The 19561-nt window shown below is 34.8% G+C and carries 24 protein-coding genes; all 24 read left to right on the top strand.

The features are described 5' to 3' along the window. The 24 genes from flhF to ispG all read left to right on the top strand — a co-directional run bounded on the left by flhF (position 1) and on the right by ispG (position 19554). Entirely contained in the window at positions 1-1083 is a 1083-nt protein-coding gene (flhF, locus tag MWH28_RS03910) for a flagellar biosynthesis GTPase FlhF (protein WP_248617978.1), read from the top strand. Beyond that, complete coding sequence (locus MWH28_RS03905; protein ID WP_248617977.1) at positions 1080-1988, top strand: MinD/ParA family protein; 909 nt, start codon at positions 1080-1082, stop codon at positions 1986-1988. The genes flhF and MWH28_RS03905 overlap by 4 nt, the downstream gene beginning before the upstream one ends. Before the next feature lie 15 nt (positions 1989-2003). Further along, complete coding sequence (locus MWH28_RS03900) at positions 2004-2726, top strand: flagellar brake protein (RefSeq protein WP_248617976.1); 723 nt, start codon at positions 2004-2006, stop codon at positions 2724-2726. Between the two features lie 21 nt (positions 2727-2747). Continuing rightward, on the top strand, positions 2748-3431 hold the full coding sequence (locus tag MWH28_RS03895; protein ID WP_248617975.1) for a flagellar brake protein: 684 nt from the start codon (positions 2748-2750) through the stop codon (positions 3429-3431). A 35-nt stretch (positions 3432-3466) separates the two neighbouring features. Next, on the top strand, positions 3467-4102 hold the full coding sequence (locus MWH28_RS03890; protein WP_248617974.1) for a chemotaxis protein CheC: 636 nt from the start codon (positions 3467-3469) through the stop codon (positions 4100-4102). Continuing rightward, positions 4092-4577, top strand: coding sequence for a chemotaxis protein CheD (locus tag MWH28_RS03885; RefSeq protein ID WP_248617973.1), 486 nt, complete (start codon positions 4092-4094; stop codon positions 4575-4577). The genes MWH28_RS03890 and MWH28_RS03885 overlap by 11 nt, the downstream gene beginning before the upstream one ends. Positions 4578-4593: 16 nt before the next feature. Beyond that, a complete protein-coding gene (locus MWH28_RS03880; RefSeq protein WP_248617972.1) occupies positions 4594-4977 on the top strand; it encodes a hypothetical protein in 384 nt (127 codons plus the stop codon). A 12-nt stretch (positions 4978-4989) separates the two neighbouring features. Then, positions 4990-5769: a FliA/WhiG family RNA polymerase sigma factor gene (locus MWH28_RS03875; protein WP_248617971.1), complete on the top strand. Its 780-nt coding sequence runs from the start codon at positions 4990-4992 to the stop codon at positions 5767-5769. Between the two features lie 21 nt (positions 5770-5790). Beyond that, positions 5791-7587: a FapA family protein gene (locus MWH28_RS03870; protein WP_248617970.1), complete on the top strand. Its 1797-nt coding sequence runs from the start codon at positions 5791-5793 to the stop codon at positions 7585-7587. A 14-nt stretch (positions 7588-7601) separates the two neighbouring features. Continuing rightward, positions 7602-7907, top strand: coding sequence for a hypothetical protein (locus MWH28_RS03865; protein WP_248617969.1), 306 nt, complete (start codon positions 7602-7604; stop codon positions 7905-7907). A 14-nt stretch (positions 7908-7921) separates the two neighbouring features. Beyond that, positions 7922-8440 carry a hypothetical protein gene (locus MWH28_RS03860; protein ID WP_248617968.1) on the top strand — a complete coding sequence of 173 codons (519 nt, stop codon included), beginning with the start codon at positions 7922-7924 and terminating at the stop codon, positions 8438-8440. Next, positions 8440-9072, top strand: coding sequence for an endolytic transglycosylase MltG (locus tag MWH28_RS03855; protein ID WP_248617967.1), 633 nt, complete (start codon positions 8440-8442; stop codon positions 9070-9072). The genes MWH28_RS03860 and MWH28_RS03855 overlap by 1 nt, the downstream gene beginning before the upstream one ends. A 223-nt stretch (positions 9073-9295) precedes the next feature. Continuing rightward, a complete protein-coding gene (rpsB, locus tag MWH28_RS03850) occupies positions 9296-10033 on the top strand; it encodes a 30S ribosomal protein S2 (protein ID WP_248617966.1) in 738 nt (245 codons plus the stop codon). Positions 10034-10115: 82 nt separating this feature from the next. Continuing rightward, positions 10116-10766 (top strand): translation elongation factor Ts, encoded by a 651-nt coding sequence (tsf, locus tag MWH28_RS03845; RefSeq protein WP_248617965.1) that lies wholly within the window; start codon positions 10116-10118, stop codon positions 10764-10766. A 119-nt stretch (positions 10767-10885) separates the two neighbouring features. Next, a complete protein-coding gene (gene pyrH, locus MWH28_RS03840) occupies positions 10886-11599 on the top strand; it encodes a UMP kinase (protein ID WP_248617964.1) in 714 nt (237 codons plus the stop codon). Between the two features lie 27 nt (positions 11600-11626). After that, positions 11627-12184 carry a ribosome recycling factor gene (frr, locus tag MWH28_RS03835; RefSeq protein WP_248617963.1) on the top strand — a complete coding sequence of 186 codons (558 nt, stop codon included), beginning with the start codon at positions 11627-11629 and terminating at the stop codon, positions 12182-12184. A gap of 103 nt (positions 12185-12287) precedes the next feature. Beyond that, positions 12288-13082, top strand: a complete 795-nt coding sequence (gene uppS, locus MWH28_RS03830) for an undecaprenyl pyrophosphate synthase (protein WP_248617962.1) — start codon at positions 12288-12290, stop codon at positions 13080-13082. A 6-nt stretch (positions 13083-13088) separates the two neighbouring features. After that, on the top strand, positions 13089-13901 hold the full coding sequence (locus MWH28_RS03825) for a phosphatidate cytidylyltransferase (protein WP_248617961.1): 813 nt from the start codon (positions 13089-13091) through the stop codon (positions 13899-13901). A gap of 12 nt (positions 13902-13913) precedes the next feature. Beyond that, positions 13914-14969: a sporulation integral membrane protein YtvI gene (ytvI, locus tag MWH28_RS03820; RefSeq protein ID WP_248617960.1), complete on the top strand. Its 1056-nt coding sequence runs from the start codon at positions 13914-13916 to the stop codon at positions 14967-14969. 303 nt (positions 14970-15272) lie between these two features. Further along, a complete protein-coding gene (locus MWH28_RS03815) occupies positions 15273-16427 on the top strand; it encodes a 1-deoxy-D-xylulose-5-phosphate reductoisomerase (protein WP_248617959.1) in 1155 nt (384 codons plus the stop codon). A gap of 2 nt (positions 16428-16429) precedes the next feature. Beyond that, positions 16430-17494, top strand: a complete 1065-nt coding sequence (gene rseP / locus MWH28_RS03810; protein WP_248618074.1) for an RIP metalloprotease RseP — start codon at positions 16430-16432, stop codon at positions 17492-17494. A 16-nt stretch (positions 17495-17510) separates the two neighbouring features. Next, complete coding sequence (locus MWH28_RS03805; RefSeq protein WP_248617958.1) at positions 17511-17927, top strand: hypothetical protein; 417 nt, start codon at positions 17511-17513, stop codon at positions 17925-17927. Positions 17928-17938: 11 nt separating this feature from the next. Further along, the gene (locus MWH28_RS03800) at positions 17939-18493 is read left to right on the top strand and encodes an HD domain-containing protein (RefSeq protein WP_248617957.1); all 555 of its coding nucleotides are present in this window, start codon (positions 17939-17941) and stop codon (positions 18491-18493) included. 8 nt (positions 18494-18501) lie between these two features. Further along, positions 18502-19554: a flavodoxin-dependent (E)-4-hydroxy-3-methylbut-2-enyl-diphosphate synthase gene (gene ispG, locus MWH28_RS03795; RefSeq protein ID WP_282580117.1), complete on the top strand. Its 1053-nt coding sequence runs from the start codon at positions 18502-18504 to the stop codon at positions 19552-19554. The last annotated feature ends 7 nt before the right edge of the window (positions 19555-19561 follow it).

Here is a 19561-nt window from a genome sequence, read left to right as displayed (position 1 = left end):
ATGAAGATTAAAAAATATCGTGGGGAGAATATGAAAGAAGTAGTTGCTAAAGTCAAGTCTGACTTAGGTTCTGACGCTGTTATTCTTAATACCCGTAAATTTAAGACAGGGGGTATTTTTGGATTATTTGCTAAAGAGATGGTTGAAGTTTTAGCTAGTAGTGAAAGAAAAGAAGATGAAAAAAGAGAGAATGGGAAATTAGAGCATGAATTGCAAGAGATGAAAAGTATGATGGATAATTTGATGGGGGAGATGAAGAATAATCGTCAACAAAAACTATCTTTAGCTTCTAATCAAAACTTACAAGAGTTGATTGATGCATTACTAGAGCTTGGAATTAGTCATGATATGGCAAGTGAGTTGGCTAGTAAGGTTGTAAGGCAGTTAGGAGCTTATACTTTAGAGGATCAAGAAATGATTAAAGAGATCTTACAAGAGGAATTAGCAAAGCAACTTGATAATATAGAACCTATTCAACTAGAAGATGGAAGAACGAAAGTGGTTGCTTTGGTTGGTTCAACTGGTGTTGGTAAGACTACTACCTTGGCAAAATTAGCTGCTAATTTTGCTTTGTTTGAAAATAAAAAAGTAGGTTTAATTACGGCTGATACTTATCGTATTTCAGCAGTTGATCAATTAAAGACTTATAGTGAAATTATTGATTTGCCATTAGAAGTTGTCTTTACACCACAAGAATTAGTAACAGCAATTGAAAAGTATCAAGGTTATGATTTAGTATTGATTGATACTGCTGGGAGAAGTCAAAACAATCAAGTTCATATGTCAGAATTAAAAAGCTTCATCAAAAAAGCTCCAATTGATGAGGTTTATTTAGTATTGAGTGCTACAACTAAAATAGTAGATATGATGGAAGTAATTGATATTTATCAAAAGATTGACTTAGATAAATTGATCATCACTAAAATTGATGAAACTAATTCATTAGGAGTTATTTTTGAAATAATGGCCAAGATTGAAAAACCTTTATCCTATGTTACACTAGGGCAAGATGTACCTGAAGATATAAAGATAGCTGAATCTGATGAGTTAGCTGCTGATATTATTAAGGGGTTTGAGTTATGACAGATCAAGCAGAAAAATTAAGAAATTTAGTCCAGAGTATGAAAAATAAAACTAAAGGGAAAAATAAGGATGAATTAACAGAAAATGATGTAATAACCAAAGAAAATTCAGCTTATGTCTATACTATAACAAGTGGTAAGGGTGGAGTAGGTAAATCGAATTTCACCGCTAATTTGGCTTTAGGATTACGGCAAGAAGGTAAGGAAGTAATGGTTATTGATGCTGATCTGGGAATGGCCAATTTAGATGTTATTTTAGGTGTCAGTCCTACTTATAATCTAAGTCATGTTATCAGAGGAGAGAAAAGATTAGAAGAGATAATTGTAGATGGTCCTAAGGGTTTAGCTTTAGTTCCAGGAGGGTCTGGGTTAGAAGAATTAGCCAATTTATCTTCTTATCAGATTAATAATTTAATCAGTTGTTGGAATAAAATAGACCAAGAGTTCGATATTATTTTGATTGATACAGGAGCTGGTTTAACAAATAATGTGACTAAATTTGTTTTAGCAGCAGATGAAGTAATTATTATTTCTACTCCGGAACCGACATCGATTACGGATGCTTATGGAGTAATCAAAGTAATTGCTAAACGTGATCAAGAAGCTACTATTAAACTAGTAGTTAATCAAGCAGAAAATAGTAATGAAGGCAACAAGGTAGCAGACAGACTGGTTAAGACTGCTCGTGATTTTTTACAGCTTGAAATAGGTTTATTAGGGATTTTACCTACTGATAAAGCAGTAACTAAATCAGTCAGAAAGAGAAGGCCATTCTTTTTAGAATTTCCTAAATCACAAGTAGTAAAAAGCATTAATCAAATAGTTGCTAAGTTGTTAGATAAAGAGGTGAAGGAGAAAGAGTCTGGAGGAATTAAGGGCTTTTTTAATAAGTTATTAAATTTTTAGTGGAGGAGGGAAAATGTGAGGAATACTCAAAAGATTAATAATTTTGATCTGAGAAGAAAGTTGAAGATAAATCGGAAAGTTGAGATAGAATTTTTGCACCAACAATATGATGATAAGTATGCTGCTCAAATAGCAGATGTCTTAGATGAGGATATTTTTTTGATTACTAACCCATTTACTGAAGGGAAATCAATTAAGGTTTCTAATGGAACGAGAGGTACCGTTTTTTTGAAAGAGCAAAATGGATTATATAAGATACCTATTAAAGTTATTGGAAAAGAGGTAGATGCTACACCATTATTAAAACTAAAAGTAGCTGGGCAGATCAAGAGAACTCAAGAACGTAAATCATTTAGATTAGAGATTTATGAGGAGACAGAATATGAGTTAGTAGGTGCGGAGTCGTTTCAAGCAGAAAATATTTCTGGGCTTAAAGCGGAAGATGATGACTATAAAGCACTGATTGTTGATATCAGTGCCGGTGGATTGAAGATGAAGATGAAGACTATTAAGAAAGTAGAGGAAGAAGAGATTGTTAGGATTAATCTTGATTTTGCGGATCTTTCAGTCACGAGAGTGTTAGGGCAAGTTGTACGAGTGGTAGAAAAGGTTGAAAATGAAGAAAAAAAGTATATTGCAGGAATAAAGTTTATTAATTTGGCTAAAGAAGATAAGGATAAATTAGTGAAGTGGATTTTTGATAAACAACGTGAACTGAGGCAAAAAGGCTTAATCTAACTGAGTGAGGAGGGGCCAATTATGCTAGAACGGAAGTTATCTATTGGGCAGGAAGTCAGGCTTACTAAAACTGAAGCTGATAACCTTGATTATTGCAAAGTAAAGGTGATTGATTTTAGTCAAGAAGAGATAGAATTAAAAGTATTAGAAGAAGGTGATTTGTTTTCATTAGAAACAGGTCTGAAATTGACTATAGATTGGATAGATAATAATGGTTTGTATAAGATTGAGGCTGAATTAACTTCTTGGGAAGAAGGTTCACAATTGATTTTAGTATTGGAAGTTACGGGCCAACTGCAAAGAATTCAACGTCGAAATTATGTCAGGGTACCGGTAACTGGTGAAGTAAAGTATAGAATAGTAGAATATAATGATATTAAAGATAAATTTAAGGTTAATGGTCTAGATAAGGAATTTAGCAAAGCAGCAATAGTTGATATAAGTGGTGGTGGCTTAAAGATGATCCTAGAAGAGTTGAACGGCTTAGAGGAAGGAACTTTTTTAGAGTTGAAAGTATTGGCCCCTTTGCATTTAGATATAGTCAATGGAGAAGTGGTTCGAATTAGACAAGAAGAGGTTGAGACAGGTGAGATTAAGTATGGTATTGGAGTTAAGTTTTTAGATCTAGCTCAATTTGTGAGGGAAGAGATAGTTGAATGGGTCTTTTCTAAACAGAGAGAACTAAGAAAAAAGGGATTAATTTAGTTGATCTAGAATCTATATACAAGAGGTGATTTTTAATGCTTAATAGTAATAATCTATCTGAATTAGGGCCGTTGCAATTAGATGCTTTAAAGGAAGTAGCTAGTATTGGAGCAGGCAATGCAGCCACTTCATTATCTGCTATGTTAAATAGCAAGATCAAGATGACTGTTCCTAATGTTAACTTGACTCCAATTTCAGATCTCCCTGATATCATTGGTAATGCCGAACAATTAATAGCAGCTATGTTAGTTAGAACTGAAGGGGATATTGATGGAGGAGTTTTATTTACTCTAGTACCAGAAAGTGCTAACTTATTGGTTCAATTACTTGTTGGTCAAGAAGTAGATATTGAAAATGACTTAGGAGAGCTTGAAGCATCTGCTTTAAAAGAGATTTCTAATATTTTGACTGGATCTAATTTGAATGCTTTTTCTCAGATGTTAGAGTTAACAATCAGCCCTTCGGTTCCTTCTTTAGAATTTGATATGGCAGGGGCTATTTTGGAGGTTTGTTTTATAGAATTAGGTCAAATTGGAGATTATGCTTTAGTGATCGAGACAGAGTTTTTAAGTGATATGGAAGATGAGATTAAAGGCAACTTTTTTATAATACCTGACCCAGAATCTTTACAATTTATGCTAGATAGGCTGGGTGTTGCTGGTGAAGAATAAGATTAGAGTTAGGATGGCAGATCTGAAGGTTGGAAGTGAGAAAGATATTATCATTACTTCTGGTTTAGGTTCCTGTGTAGGAGTAACCCTCTATCACAAATTGACTAAAATCGGAGGCATGGCACATGTGATGTTGCCTGAATTTCCTAGCAATCGCAAGCAAGGTAATCCCGCAAAATACGCAGATACTGCCTTAGATATGTTATTAGATAAATTACAGAAAAAAGGAGCTAATCTAAATCGTTTAGAAGCTAAGATGGCTGGTGGAGCTCAGATGTTTAATTTTTCTAGTTCAAATGATAAAATGAGAATAGGAGCTAGGAATATAGAAGCTGTTCAAGAAATTTTGCAGAAAAAAAGAATTCCTATTTTGGGATCTGAAGTAGGAGAAAATTATGGACGAACTATGGAATTACATACTGCAACTGGAGAGGTATTAATTAAGACGGTAAAACATGATGATATAGTTTTATAAAAGGAGAGATTATAAATTGAGCTGGTTAGCTAAAAAATTGGCCTTGGTATTTTTAGTAGTAGCTATTTTTGTGGTTTTAGTGGTAGCTTTAGTTGCTAATTTAAACTGGTTAACAATATTGAAAAGGGCAGTGACAGGAGGAGCTATTTTCAGTTTAATTGGAGCAATTATAGGTCAGTTAATAACTAATAATTTAGATATTACTCAAGAGCAAGAATTGACAGAAGTTGAAGCTGAAATAGCAGCAGATAAGGAGCGGGAGCAGATTGAGGAAGATCCAGAAATGACCCCACTTAACTTTAATGATCTCAGTCAAGATAATCCAAATATAATCAATGATTTAGCAGAAGATTCTGAAAAAACAGCAGCACTAATTCGAAATCTGAAAGAGGAGGAATAAGGGGGGAGTTAGATGATCAGTAGTAAGACCGATGAAAATGTGTTATGGCAGAAGTATAAGCAAGAAAGATCACAGCAAGCTAAGGAAAAGCTGGTTTTGAAATATCTTCCATTGGTCAAGCATATTGCTGGTAAGGTTATTGTCAAGCTACCTGATAACTTTAATTTTGAAGATTTAGTCAATTATGGTGTCTTGGGATTGATGGACGCATTAGAGCGATTTGATAATCAGCGAAATATAAAGTTTTCAACTTATGCAGTACCAAGAATTAGAGGAGCAATCTATGATGAATTGAGAAAGTTAGACTGGGTACCCCAAAGCATTAGACGAAAAGCAAAGAATTTGACTAAAGTCTATATCAAATTAGAGAATGAATTAAAGCGGACTCCTACTGATCAAGAAGTGAGAGCAGAATTAGATTTGACTAAACAAGAATTTAATAAATTATTATCTGAAGTTAATATTCCAGAAAATATTTCATTAGAGCGAATGATTTCGCCACAAGATGGCAATAAGTTGAGGTTAAAAGATTTGGTTGAAGATCCAGAGGGTGTTGGCCCGGAAAATGTCTTTGAATTTAATGAAATAAAACAGGTTTTAGCTGAAGCTATTAACAAATTACCTAAAAAAGAAAAGATAGTAATAAGTTTATACTATTATGAAGATTTGACCTTAAAAGAGATAGGAGAAATTCTGGAATTAACTACAGCTAGAATTTCACAGTTACACACAAAAGCTATCTTTAGACTAAGAGGTCATTTAAGCAGAAAAAAAGATCTGTTAGTAGGATGATGCAAGAGAGGAGGAAGAAATATGTTAATAGTTGAAAAGGTAACAATAGAGGCTAAAAAAGAAGATGAGGCTTTAGAGAAGGCATATGAACTATTTAAAGAGAAGATAGAAGAGGAGTTTAGCAAAGAAGATATATCCTTAGAAGTAGTTGAAGAAAAGAAGTTTTTAGGTCTATTTGGTAGTAAAAAGATTTATCAAGCTGTTTTAGAGATTGAAGAAGGGGTTGATGGAACTTTTGAAGTGAAAATCAAGCCTGGTGGAATCTTTTTACAAGTAGAACCTCCAGAGGGTAATGGAGCAGAGGTTAAAATTGAGATGGTTGAAGAGGTTTTGGAAGAAAAGGAGATTATTGATGCTGATTATGCTGCTATCAGTGAGGCATTAACTACAGATGAAGAGATTAAAATTGCTGAGAGAAAACCAGAATTAGATCGTGATGCCAAAGTTGAGGTAACCATTAGGTCAGATGAGATGGTAGCTTATTTGAATTATTACCCGCCATTAGGAGGAGAAGAGTATACTGTTGAACAGGTAATTGAGCAAGCCAAAGAAGCAGGAGTTGTAGCTGGGTTTAGAAAAGAAGAGTTTGCTGCAGATTTTGATCCTCAACAAAAGTATGAAGAGTATTTAATAGCAGTAGGCAAAGAACCAATTCCTGGTGAAGATGGTAAGATAAATTTTGAGTTTGATCTAGAACAAAAAGAGAAGAATGTTAAACAATTAGATGACGGAAGTGTTGACTTTTATAATTTAAATCGAATCATCAATGCAGAAGAAGGAGAAGTATTAGCTACTAAGAGTCTACCTGTAGAAGGTGAGCCTGGAATAACAGTAACTGGAGAAGAGATTCCTCCTGAACCAGTTGAAGATGTTGAGTTGCCAGAAGGTGAAAACATTGAAATTAGTGAGGATGGACTATCTATTAAAGCGAGTATGGAAGGCCAAGTTGTTTATAATGAAGGAACTCTTAGTGTCTTAGATGTTCACACAGTTAATGGGGATTTAGATTTATCGACTGGTAATATAGAGTTTAATGGTAATGTAATAGTTAAAGGTAATGTTAATGATGGATTGGAGATTAAAGCTAAAGGTAATGTGCAGATTAATGGTAGTGTACATGGTGGAAAGATTGAATCTCAAGGGAAGGTCAATATAGCTAAAGGGTTTATTGGCTTAAATAAAGGAGAGATCAATGCTCAAGGAAGTATTACTGTAAAATTTATTGAAAATGGTACAGTTAAAACGGAGGAAAATTTGATTGTTAAAGATGCAATTATGCATAGTGATATAGATGCTGGAGAAGAGATAATCTTAAATCAGGGCAAAGGGTTGATTGTAGGAGGAAAGGTCAGAGCTGGGAGAGTAATAGATGCAAAGATTATTGGTTCTAGTTTGGCAACTAGTACTGAAGTTTATGTAGGAATTACTCCGGAGTTGAGGGATCGATTTGAAACAAAGGAGGCTGAATACAAGCAAAAACAAGAAACGTTAGATGAAGTTGTTAAGGATATTAGGGTTTTAAAGAAGAAAAAAGAGAAGCTTGATGGTAAATTATCTGATAAGAAACAACAATTACTGAATCAATTGACACGGCAACGGTTTAATCTTGCTGGTGATTTAGAAAAGTTAAAGGATGAGCGTGATAAATTGGCTCAAAAATTGGAGGAAGGAAAAAAAGGTCGAATTAAAATTTATGATACTATTCATTCTGGGGTAACCTTAACAATTGGTACTTATGGAAAGAAGATAACAAAGTCTAAAAGTCATCTGCAATATTATGTTGATGATGGAGCGATTAAGTCTACATCTTATTCATAAGGTGGTGATTGAAAATGACTGAGCCGATTACGCCTAAAACAACTCTTCCTCGATCCTTAAGAATTAATCAACTAGAACAAGAGCGGCAAAACAAACCTGACTCAGATTATAATCAAGTTGCTCAAGAGTTAAAGAAAGAGAATATAAAGCAGGAAAATAGAGTTAACAAATCTGAAGAGACTGAGTATAAGCAAGTTGATGATGAGGATGAAAAGGCTCAAGAGCAAAAGCAGGAGCAAGAAAGTAAAGAAGAGGCCGAAGAAGATGATGAGCAACTGCCCAGTAAGAAACGAGGTTCATATATTGATATTAAAGTTTGACAGGAGGTAATAAGGTGGAGTATCTATTTTTTACTTTAGGGGTTGTAATAATTCTTCTTTCTTTAATATTGACTTATCGGGCTGAGAAAAAGGAAGGGGATTATCATTTGGAATCAGAAGTACTTGCTCAGCTTAGCAAACTACAAGAAGCGATAAACAATAGACAATCAAGTGAGGAGTTTAGTAAATTATTAAATACAAAATTAGATAATAAATCTTTTAAAGAAGAGTTGACCTCAGTTAAGGAGTTAATTACAGAATTAGATGAAGATATTGAGCTGTTGAATGGAAAGATTGAAGGGATCAAAAAAAGAATTGATGTTAATTATATTTCAAACTCAAATTTAAATTCTAGCAAAGTTAAGATTAGTAACAACCAACAAAAAAGAAGCCTTCCAGAGCAAGAAGAATATAATCAAATTCAACGATTATTAGACCAAGGATTAGAACTATCAGAGGTAGCTCAAAAGTTAGATAAAGGAACGCGGGAAGTGGAATTGATCTGTAAGTTGAATTCACGGAGGGAAGAATAATGATTCGGCATATTTTATTAGGGATAGGAATAACTTTAGTGGTCTTTTCTTTAGTATTATTAGGTACTGATTATCAATTCCAACCAAAAGAGTTAGTTGTTGAAGAAAGACAGCCAGTAGAGGATGAAAGTGAGGTAGTTGAGCCAGTAATTGATCAAGATGATATAATAACTGAGGCTAGAGAGTTGGGAATGACTTTTCCTGGGGAGGATTATCAACGACATAATAATGGTATCAACTTGGAACAAGATGTTGAGCTGGAGGAAGTATTAATTGATTTGGAAATGCAAGAAGAGGATGAGGTTAAAGAAGTAGAAGATGATGAAGAAAAAGAGATAGACGAAACAAAGCAAGAGGAGTTAATTACAGAAGCTGAAAGAATATTGGAGCAAGAAGAAGTTGAAGTTGAAGAAAAAGCTGATGAAGAAATAATTGAAATTACAATTCCAGAAGGTATGCCTAGTAGGGAGGTTGCTACTTTATTGATGGAGCAAGAATTAATTGAAGATCGGCTTGCTTTCATTCAAGTTTTAGATCAATTAGATAGCGAAAAGAAGGTTATGGCAGGAACATATCAATTTTCTCCTGACATGTCTTCTTTAAAAATGTTACTAACTTTGTTAGCAAACTGATTCAATTTTCTGTTATTTTAGCTTGGATTTAAATTTGAGCTTGAGGTTGAGAAAAAATATTTAAAAATCTTGATATTATTTGAGGCATGTGGTATACTACTTAATGGTGTATTGAAGATAAAATTAGCACACACATTTTTGGACTTTGATAAAGGTGCCCTTTGGGTCTTATCAAGGGATGAAGAGAATGGAGGATTAAAAACCGAGAGGAGGTGCCGTAGTAATGTCTGTAGTTACGATGAAGCAGTTATTAGAGTCTGGAGTTCATTTTGGTCATCAAACAAAGAGATGGAATCCTAAGATGAAGGATTATATCTTCACTGAAAGAAACGGAATCTACATAGTAGATCTGCAACAAACTGTTAAGTTAGCAGAAAAAGCTTATGATTTTGTTTGTGATTTAGCTAGTGAAGATAAGACTATCTTATTTGTAGGTACTAAAAAACAGGCCAAGCATACGATCAAAAAAGAAGCTGAACGATGTGGAATGCCTTATGTTAATGAAAGATGGTTAGGTGGAATGTTGACTAACTATCAAACAATTCGTAAGAGAATCGAGAGGCTAGAAGAATTAGAGCAAATGGAAGAAGATGGTATTTTCGAAGTCTTGCCTAAAAAAGAGGTTATGGAGTTAGAGAAAGAACGTAATAAGTTGACTCGTTTTTTAGGTGGAATTCGTGATATGAATGGATTACCTGATGCTCTTTATGTTGCTGATCCACGCAAGGAAGAGATTGCTGTTGCTGAAGCAAATAAGTTAGGAATTCCAGTAGTTGCAATTGTTGATACTAACTGTGATCCTGATGTGATTGATTATATGATCACTGGTAATGATGATGCTATTAGAGCGGTTAAATTATTAACTGGTATTATAGCTGATGCTGTCTTAGAAGGTAAGCAGGGTCAAGTTGAGCAAGAAGAGATTGCTAAAGAGCAAGAAACTGAAGTACAAGAAGATTAAAGTAAACTCTAAAGGGCGTGAAATAAGGATGCTTATCGTCCTTATGAAACGCCTTTTTTGAATAACTAAGGAGGTTTAGGTGATGGGAATATCCACAGCAGATATTAAAAAGTTAAGAGAAAAGACTAGTGCAGGAATGTTGGACTGTAAAAAAGCTTTAGAAAAGAAAGATGGTGATTTGGACAAAGCAGTTGAGTACTTGAGAGAAAAAGGAATTGCTGATGCTGAGAAAAAAGCGGGTCGAACTGCTGCGCAAGGATTAGTTCATTCTTACATACATATGGGTGGTAAGATTGGTGTCTTACTAGAAGTCAATTGTGAAACTGATTTTGTAGCTAAAAATGACTCATTTAAAGAATTAGTAAATAATATTGCAATGCAGATTGCTGCTGCTAATCCAAGCTATATTTCTCGTGATGATGTACCAGCTAGTGATATCGAACAAGAAAAGGAAGTACTTAGAAAGCAAGCTGCTAATGAGGATAAACCAGAACATATTATTGAAAAGATAGTAGAAGGTAGATTAGATAAGTTTTATAGTCAAAACTGCTTATTAGAGCAAGAGTATATTAGAGATTCCGACCAAACTATTGAGGATTTATTAACAGAAAAGGTTGCAGAGTTAGGAGAAAATCTCAATATTCGTCGCTTTACTCGATATGAGCTAGGAGAAGGAATTGAAGTTGAAGAAGAATGTTTTGCAGAAGAAGTTATGAGTGAAATTAACAAGTAAAAATTGAATTAAAAAGAGAACACAGTTTGTGTTCTCTTTTTTTACAGTTGATTTGGTGCTTGTAAAAAGGAATTAAAGTTAGTTTCTAGAAATATAAAAAAGGACTGGGGGATGTATTAATGTCAGAAGCAAAGTATTCAAGAGTAATAATTAAATTAAGTGGAGAAGCATTAGCTGGAGAACAAGAATTTGGTATTGATCCGCAATTTATTAATTCAATTGCCCAGGAGATAAAGATGGTTTCAGCTACAGGGGTTGAGGTAGCTATTGTAGTTGGTGGAGGAAATATCTTTAGAGGAGTTGCAGGTAGTGCTAAGGGGATGGATCGTGGAACTGCTGATTATATGGGAATGTTAGCTACTGTGATGAACTCTTTAGCTTTACAGGATGCTTTAGAAAAGTTAGAGCTTGAGACTCGAGTACAGACTGCTATTGCAATGCGCCAAATTGCAGAACCTTATATTAGACGTCGAGCGATGCGGCACTTAGAAAAGAGAAGAGTTGTTATCTTTGCAGCTGGAACAGGGAATCCTTTCTTCTCTACTGATACAACGGCAGCTTTAAGAGCAGCTGAAATTAATGCCGATGCTATCTTGATGGCTAAGAATGTTGATGGGGTTTATGATTCTGACCCAGCAGAGAATCCAAATGCCGTTAAGTTTAAGGAGCTAAGCTATATCGATGTACTAAATCGTGGGCTAGGTGTGATGGACTCGACAGCTGTTTCCTTGTGTATGGATAACAAGATTCCGTTAGTTGTTTTTGGACTGAAGCAGATTGGAAATATAAAGAAGGTTGTCTTAGGAGAAGAGATTGGAACTTTTGTTCGCTAAATTCAAAATTGAGGGGGTTGTTGTGATATGATTGCTCAAGTTGCTAAGGAGACTAAAGAAAAGATGGATCAGGTGGTTGATAAGACAAAACGTGAGTTTAATAAAGTAAGAACGGGGAGGGCTAGACCTTCTTTACTTGATGGAATTAAAGCGGAGTATTATGGTGCTTTAACTCCTTTAAATCAGATGGCAAAGGTATCTGCTCCAGAAGCACGTCAGTTATTAATTAAACCTTTTGATGCTAATGTGATTGATGAGATTGAAAAAGCAATTTTAAAGTCAGATTTGGGATTAACTCCTAATAATGATGGTGATGTAATCAGAATCAATATTCCACAATTGACAGAAGAAAGAAGAAAAGAGTTGGCCCAAGTTGTCAATAACAGAGCTGAAGAAGGAAAGATAGCTATTAGAAATATCAGAAGAGAGGCTAATAGTGACTTAGAAGAGTTAGAAAATGAAGGGGAAATCTCTGAAGATAATTATCATCGTGGGTTGGAAAATATTCAAGAGATAACTGATGAATACATAGAAAAGATTGATCAATTATTAGAAGAAAAGAATGCTGCTATTATGGATGTTTAAGGAGAAAATAAAGTTAGATCAAGGATCTAGAAGACAATAATTTCTTTTGATAGCTTCCCCCTCTAGGAGTGAGGGGGTTATTTTATAAAAGGGAGGTTGGGCTGTGTTAAAGAAATTGATGAAGAAATTAGTCGGTACCAAAGAAGTTACTACTAGTAAACAAAGTTTAGCTGAAATAAAACAAGGGCCAATTCCTGAACATGTAGCAATTATTATGGATGGCAACGGTCGCTGGGCAAAACAAAGAGGCTTACCTAGGACTGCAGGTCATCAATCTGGGGTTGAAAGTTTAAAAGAAATTGTTGAATGTTCTGCTAAGATAGGAATAGATTATATTACAGCTTATACTTTTTCAACAGAAAATTGGAAAAGGCCGCAAAAAGAAGTTAATTTTTTAATGAAGCTTTTTCAACAAGTATTTGAAAAAGAACTTGATAGATTCAATCAACAAGGAGTTAAAGTTAATATTATTGGTTATAAAGATCGACTACCTGACTCTGTAAGAAAAATGGCTGAAGAGGTAATGGAAATAACAGCAGATAATCAAACAATAACTGTCAATATTGCTTTAGATTATGGTGGGAGAGCAGAAATTATTGAGATGGCTAAAGGTATTGCTGCTAAAGTCAAAGCTGAGCAACTAAGTCTTGAAGAAATAGATGAATCTCAAGTGGCTGCAGAATTATATACTGCTAATCAACCTGATCCAGCATTGTTGATTAGACCAGGCGGAGAAGAAAGAATCAGTAATTTTTTATTGTGGCAGATAGCTTATGCTGAGTTGTATTTTAGTCAGACTTGTTGGCCAGACTTTACTGCTGAAACCTTTATAGAGGCGATAGCTGAGTTTCAAAGTAGAGAAAGAAGGTTTGGAGGACTTAAAAAGGGTAGGTGTTAAATTGAAATGTTAATTAAACGAATTATAAGTGCAATTGTAGGTATTCCATTATTGATTTATATTTTTAATCTAGGTGGTGTACCATTTTTGATTTTTAATTTATTTGTTGTAATTTTAGGGCTCAATGAATATTATCAATTAGTAGAAGCAAAGGGGATTGAAATTAATAAGCTAATTGGATATCCAATTGGGATAATATGGGTTTTAATAATTTATCTAACTAATGATTTAAGCTTAATCTATCCTTTAGTATCTGTAGGTATAATTACATTATTATTAAAGCAGATTTTAATTAAGGTTGATCGGTCTGCAATCTTGACTACAGCAGTTACTTTATTTGGTCCGATTTATATTTCAGGCTTATTTAGTCATTTAATCTTATTATATAACCTTGAAGCAGGGGGAGAAAATTGGGGGAGATTTGTTGTTTGGCTACCAATTTTAGCAACCTGGTTGACCGATATGGGAGCTTATTTTGTAGGAATGAATCTTGGTCAGCATAAACTAGCTCCTCAAATTAGCCCGAATAAAACAATTGAAGGGGCAGTAGGAGGATTGGCTGCTAGTATTATAATTACTATAATTTTGGGAAGATACTTATTAGAATTTAATTATCTAACAGGGGTTATATTAGGAGGGACTATAGGAGTGGTGGCTCAATTAGGTGATTTGGCTGCTTCTGTTTTTAAACGTGATGCTCAAATTAAGGATTCTGGAGAATTGATACCTGGTCATGGTGGAATGTTGGATCGACTCGATAGTTTATTATTCAGTTTGCCTATTGTATACTATTATCTACAGTGGGTGATCTTGAAGTGATGGTGAAAGAGGATGAAGAGCAGTTATAAAGTATGGTTGATTTTATTAGGAGTGTCAACTGCTAGTATTATTATTTTAAATTATGTAATTGGTTATGTGCTACCTTTTATTATTGCTGTTGTTGTAGCTAGCTTGATCGAACCTGCTGTTCTTTTTTTGGAAAAGGAAGCTAGATTTTCACGTGGTATAGCAGTAGCTATAGTACTAGCAATTATAATAATCTTTATTAGTTTATTATTGACAATTAGTATTTCTAGATTATTGATTGAATTGGATAAGTTAGTAAATGATCTGCCTGATTATCATAAATTAGGGGTTAGATTTGAGCAACTATTAGAGCAGAATGGAAATTTAAGTACTTTATTTGATGAATGGAAAGTACCAGAGACTGTTAGGCAGACTATCTTTGATAATTTACAAGTTCTTTATAACCAAGCTAAAAACATGATTAACCTCTCTTTTACTTACTTGTTGGGAGTAGTTAGAAGTTTGCCACGGGTAGTGATAACCTTCTTTATTAGTTTTATTGCTACTTTCTTTATGAGTAAGGATAAAGAATTAATTATAGAAAGCTGTTTAGCTCATATTCCTAGTAATTGGAGAGCAAAGATTCGAGCTATGCAACAGGATATTATCAGTTCGATAGTAGGTTTTATTAGAGCTCAATTGATCTTAATTACTAATACAACAATAATCTCTATTATAGGTCTTTTGATCTTGCGAAGTAATTATGCAATTGTAATTGGATTAGTCTGTGGAGTCTTGGATTTAATTCCAGTTATTGGCCCGAGTTTGATCTTTCTTCCGTGGGCTATTTATAATCTTATAATCGGTAATACAAGTTTAGGATTTGGATTATTAATTAATTATGTTGTAATTGCAGTAGTACGTCAGTCAACAGAAGCTAAAATAGTAGGTCAGAATATAGGAGTTCACCCTTTAGCAACTTTGATGGCACTTTATTTAGGGGTTCAATTTTTTGGTGTAGCTGGATTCTTTATTGGCCCCTTATTTATAATTATTTTAAATTCGATCTTTAAATCAGGGGTGATTTCGGTTGTTAAGTAATAGCTAGTAATTAGTGATTGGTGACTAGTTAAAATTAATTGATATAGAGCTTCACAATTGACGGAATGTACAATTTACAATTAAAGATCAAGACCTTAAAAACTTAAGTTCTCTGAAAAACCCTGTGATAATAAGCTTTATTTGATTTTGATTATAAGATTTAAAGGTTTTAATTGTCAATTTTGTAAATTGTACATTGTAAATTGAAGTTAAGCTATTTTGTAATAAGATCGCACTTTAAATTTTATAAGCAAGTTACTAATCACAAGCTACCAACAACTAGTCACAAGTTAGGAGGCTATCATGAAAAAGATAAGTATTTTAGGTTCAACAGGCTCGATTGGAAAACAGACCTTAGAGGTGATTGATAATTTAACAGATGATTTTGAAGTGTTGGCCCTAACAGCCAATCAAAATGTAGAGTTATTGACTGCCCAAGTTAAGAAATATAAGCCCCAATATGCTGTTTTGATGAATGAAGAAGCAGCAACTGAGTTAAAATATAATTTAAAAGATTTGCAAACAGAGGTTTTAGTAGGAAAAAGTGGCTTGATTAAAGCTGCTACTTTAGCTGAAATTGATTTGGTAGTTAATGCAGTAGTAGGTGCTGTAGGGGTTAAGCCTACCTTAGAGGCTATTAAAGCAGGAAAGGATATTGGCTTAGCTAATAAAGAGACATTAGTAACTGCAGGAGAGATTGTAATGAGAGAAGCTAAGCAATATGGTGTATCTATCTTACCTATAGACAGTGAACATAATGCAATCTTTCAGGCTTTGCAAGGAGAGGAGCAAGAGCAAGTTAGCAGAATTATCTTGACTGCTTCAGGGGGGCCATTTCGAGAGGCTAATGCTACAGATTTAGAAGAAGTAACAGTTGAGCAAGCCCTAAACCACCCTAATTGGGATATGGGAGGCAAAATTACAATTGATTCTGCTACTTTGATGAATAAGGGATTAGAGGTAATTGAAGCGAAATGGTTATTTGATCTAGATTTTGAACAGATAGATGTGGTAGTTCATCCCCAAAGTATTGTTCATTCTTTAGTTGAATATCAAGATCATTCAATGCTAGCTGAGTTGGGCCTTCCTGACATGAAAGTACCGATTCAATATGTTTTGACTTACCCTAAACGGAAAGAAAACCGACTGGAGAGTTTAGAGTTGGCCGAGGTTGGAAAGTTAACATTTGAAGAACCAAAGAGGGAATTATTCCCTTGTTTAGATTTTGCTTATCAAGCTGGAAAGATTGGGGGAACAATGCCTGCTGTATTAAATGCCGCTAATGAGATAGCTGTTGCTCAATTTTTAAATGGTGAGCTAAAGTTTATTCAAATTCCACAAATAATCCAAAAGGTTATGGAGGCACATCAATCAGTTAAGAATCCAACTTTAGATGATATTTTAGCAGCTGATAGTTGGGCTAGAGAGCAGGCAAGAAAAGAAGGTGATAGAAATTGATTATGACGATTATTTCTTTTATAATTGTATTGGGTGTTTTGGTCTTCTTTCATGAATTAGGACATTTTTTGGTTGCTAAGCATGTAGGAGTTCAAGTTGAAGAGTTTGCACTCGGCATGGGGCCTAAACTGATAGGAAAGCAAGTTGGAGAAACACTCTATTCGATTCGAATTTTGCCTCTAGGTGGATTTTGTAAGATGACTGGAGAAATGCCAATTGATGATGATAGTGATCCAGAAGAGGTTGAGCGTTATCAAGAGGCTGTTCGGAAGAATAAGTGTTTATTCCAAAAATCAGTTTGGGAACGAATTGGAGTTATTAGTATGGGTTCAATTATGAACTTCATATTAGCTGCTTTGTTATTTGCGTTAATCTTTAATATTTTCGGTGTTCCTGTTGATAGCTCCTCTAGTACTGTTATTGGGCAGGTGATTCCTGAACAGCCAGCTTATCAAGCTGGATTAAGAGATGGTGACAAAGTAGTAGCAGTTAATGAACAACAAGTGGAGACTTGGGAAGAGTTATCCGAGTTTATTCATAATAATCCGGGCCAACAACTCAGCTTAGAGGTTGAGCGTAATGGGCAACTTCTGGAATTGGAAGTAACTCCAATTAAGGATGAAGAACAAGGAAAAGGAATCATTGGGATTATTCCGATTCTGACTAGAGAACCTGTCAATATCCTTAGTGCATTGTGGCTTGGGATTAAGCAGACAGGATTATATGTAGTAGCTATAATTGTTGGTTTATATCAGATGATTACAGGGCAGATAGCTGCTGAAGTATCAGGGCCAGTTAGAATTGCTCAAATGGTAGGAGATGCAGCACAAACCGGAATGTTACGAGTGATGAATCTAGCAGCAATAATCAGTGTCAATTTAGGAATTATGAATTTGTTGCCTATTCCTGCTTTGGATGGAGGACGATTGGTCTTTCTAGGTTATGAAATCATTACTGGAAAGCCGGTCGATCAAGAAAAAGAAGGGATGGTTCATTTAATAGGTTTCATCTTATTGATGGTGTTATTTGTAATTATTATGATTCAAGATTTGAGGACAATTATTTGATCTAGAGGTGATAAAAGTGGCAAAACAACAGACTAGACGTGGAGGTAAATGGTTAGATCCCAATAATGTTAGTGGACGTAGAGCAGAGAGGTATTGTGCTATTTGTGGAGCAGAAGCTACTGAAGTTAGGATTTTAAAACATGAAAATATCTGTGAAGATTGTGTTAAAAGGTTAAGAGAGGAAAAAGATGGCAAGTATGCTTGTAAAGCTTGTGGGAAGATAGCTCCTAAACAGCTAGAAGAAAATAATGGTTACTGCAAGGAGTGTGTTTGTAAAATTTGCGGGAAACCTGATCCTGAATTTGCTAGGAAGCATGATTTTTGTGAAGCTTGTTTTGAATTGATTGGAACTGATTGTCGCAGATGTGGAAAGGAAGCTCGAGCTCAAGTTAAGCGTAATGATGGATTATGTGATGAGTGTGCTGATAGATAGGAGGTGGATATGTGTTAGATGAATATATAACCTTAGAAACCTTATTAACAGATAGTATAGCCAAAAAGCACTTGCCTAAAGCAGGTTATTGTCATGCTGTCAATACAGCAGAGAATGCTTTTGAGCTAGCTATAGATCGCAAGATCTGTGTTGATTTAGCTACCAAAGCTGGGTTATTACATGATATCGGTCATACTAATTGGGAAAAGCAAGGTGAATGGGATTATCAATCTTATAATGAATTTGATATTCATACAATCAAAGGAGCAGAGCGGGCCCATGAATTATTAATCTTTAAAGGGGAAGGTTTAGGTAAAGCAAGAGAGATTGCTTTGGCTATTCTTTTTCATAGTAATTCAAGTCCGGTTAATCAAAATGTAAAATTAACCCCTTTACAACAGATAGTTTCAGATGCAGATGATATGGATAAGCAAGAAGGTGGTTCCCACCATAATGCTAGAATTTCTTTTGCAGAAGCGTTACAAAGAATTAGAAGACTTGATATGTTAGTTTATCGACAGACACGCCACTGTAGCAATGATTGTGAAGAATGTGATTTAAAGTAGGTGATATGATGAAAAGAAACCAAACAAGATCGGTACAAATAGGGGATGTAGAGATTGGTGGGACTGCCCCTATTTCAGTACAATCAATGACTAATACTGATACATGTGATGTAAAGAAAACAGTTGCTCAGATTAAGCGTTTAGAAGAGGCAGGGTGTGAGCTGGTTAGGGTAGCGATTCCTGATCAAATTGCAGCAAGCAAAGTTGCCCAAATTAAAGAAGAGATTGAGATTCCTTTGATTGCAGATATTCACTTTAATTATAAATTGGCTTTAGAGGTATTAGAGCTAGGAATAGACGGTTTGAGAATCAATCCTGGGAATATAGGTAGTGAAGAAAAGATTGAGTTGGTTGCTAAGAAGGCGTTAGAATATCAGGTTCCAATTAGGGTTGGAGTCAATGCTGGCTCCTTAGAAAAAGAGTTATTACAAAAGTATGGTCATCCTACAGCAGAAGCAATGGTAGAGAGTGCTTTAGGAAATATTGAGTTATTAGAGAAGTTTGGGTTTGAAGAGATCATTATTTCTCTGAAAGCCTCCGATGTAATGATGACTTTAAAGGCCTATCAGTTAATAGCTCAAGAAGTTGACTATCCGCTACATGTTGGAATTACTGAAGCAGGTACAATAAAATCAGGGACGATCAAATCTGCAGTAGGAATAGGAGCTATTTTGGCCCAAGGTTTAGGAGATACAATCAGAGTTTCTTTGACTGGAGATCCAGTTGAAGAGATCAAGGTTGGTTTTGAGATCTTGAAGGCACTCAATTTGAGAGAGCAAGGGGTTAATTTGATCTCTTGCCCTACCTGTGGTCGATGTGAAATAGAGTTGGTTGAGATTGCTAATCGGGTTGAAGAAGAGTTGGTAGATTTAGATAAATCGATAGAAGTAGCTGTCATGGGTTGTGTTGTTAATGGCCCTGGTGAAGCACGTGAAGCTGATTTAGGTATTGCTGGAGGTAAAGATGTTGGGTTGATCTTTAAAAAAGGAGAAGTTATTAAAAAGGTTCCTGGGAAGGATCTAGTAGATCAACTATTAATTGAGATAGAGAATTTGGAATAGTTTTGTA

This window comes from Natroniella sulfidigena, from assembly GCF_023223645.1.
Taxonomy (GTDB): domain Bacteria; phylum Bacillota; class Halanaerobiia; order Halobacteroidales; family Halobacteroidaceae; genus Natroniella; species Natroniella sulfidigena.
The sequence above is the reverse complement of the archived record's forward strand: the minus strand, read 5'-3'. Positions and strand labels throughout refer to the sequence as shown.

What these genes read in the sequence shown, in the direction of transcription:
- tsf (WP_248617965.1), top strand. Translation starts at nt 10,116, where the DNA reads ATGGGAATATCCACAGCAGATATTAAAAAGTTAAGAGAAAAGACTAGT.
- ytvI (WP_248617960.1), top strand. Translation starts at nt 13,914, where the DNA reads ATGAAGAGCAGTTATAAAGTATGGTTGATTTTATTAGGAGTGTCAACT.
- MWH28_RS03905 (WP_248617977.1), top strand. Translation starts at nt 1,080, where the DNA reads ATGACAGATCAAGCAGAAAAATTAAGAAATTTAGTCCAGAGTATGAAA.
- MWH28_RS03815 (WP_248617959.1), top strand. Translation starts at nt 15,273, where the DNA reads ATGAAAAAGATAAGTATTTTAGGTTCAACAGGCTCGATTGGAAAACAG.
- flhF (WP_248617978.1), top strand. Translation starts at nt 1, where the DNA reads ATGAAGATTAAAAAATATCGTGGGGAGAATATGAAAGAAGTAGTTGCT.
- rpsB (WP_248617966.1), top strand. Translation starts at nt 9,296, where the DNA reads ATGTCTGTAGTTACGATGAAGCAGTTATTAGAGTCTGGAGTTCATTTT.
- ispG (WP_282580117.1), top strand. Translation starts at nt 18,502, where the DNA reads ATGAAAAGAAACCAAACAAGATCGGTACAAATAGGGGATGTAGAGATT.
- MWH28_RS03855 (WP_248617967.1), top strand. Translation starts at nt 8,440, where the DNA reads ATGATTCGGCATATTTTATTAGGGATAGGAATAACTTTAGTGGTCTTT.
- MWH28_RS03870 (WP_248617970.1), top strand. Translation starts at nt 5,791, where the DNA reads ATGTTAATAGTTGAAAAGGTAACAATAGAGGCTAAAAAAGAAGATGAG.
- MWH28_RS03890 (WP_248617974.1), top strand. Translation starts at nt 3,467, where the DNA reads ATGCTTAATAGTAATAATCTATCTGAATTAGGGCCGTTGCAATTAGAT.
- frr (WP_248617963.1), top strand. Translation starts at nt 11,627, where the DNA reads ATGATTGCTCAAGTTGCTAAGGAGACTAAAGAAAAGATGGATCAGGTG.
- rseP (WP_248618074.1), top strand. Translation starts at nt 16,430, where the DNA reads ATGACGATTATTTCTTTTATAATTGTATTGGGTGTTTTGGTCTTCTTT.
- MWH28_RS03825 (WP_248617961.1), top strand. Translation starts at nt 13,089, where the DNA reads ATGTTAATTAAACGAATTATAAGTGCAATTGTAGGTATTCCATTATTG.
- MWH28_RS03875 (WP_248617971.1), top strand. Translation starts at nt 4,990, where the DNA reads ATGATCAGTAGTAAGACCGATGAAAATGTGTTATGGCAGAAGTATAAG.
- MWH28_RS03895 (WP_248617975.1), top strand. Translation starts at nt 2,748, where the DNA reads ATGCTAGAACGGAAGTTATCTATTGGGCAGGAAGTCAGGCTTACTAAA.
- pyrH (WP_248617964.1), top strand. Translation starts at nt 10,886, where the DNA reads ATGTCAGAAGCAAAGTATTCAAGAGTAATAATTAAATTAAGTGGAGAA.
- MWH28_RS03865 (WP_248617969.1), top strand. Translation starts at nt 7,602, where the DNA reads ATGACTGAGCCGATTACGCCTAAAACAACTCTTCCTCGATCCTTAAGA.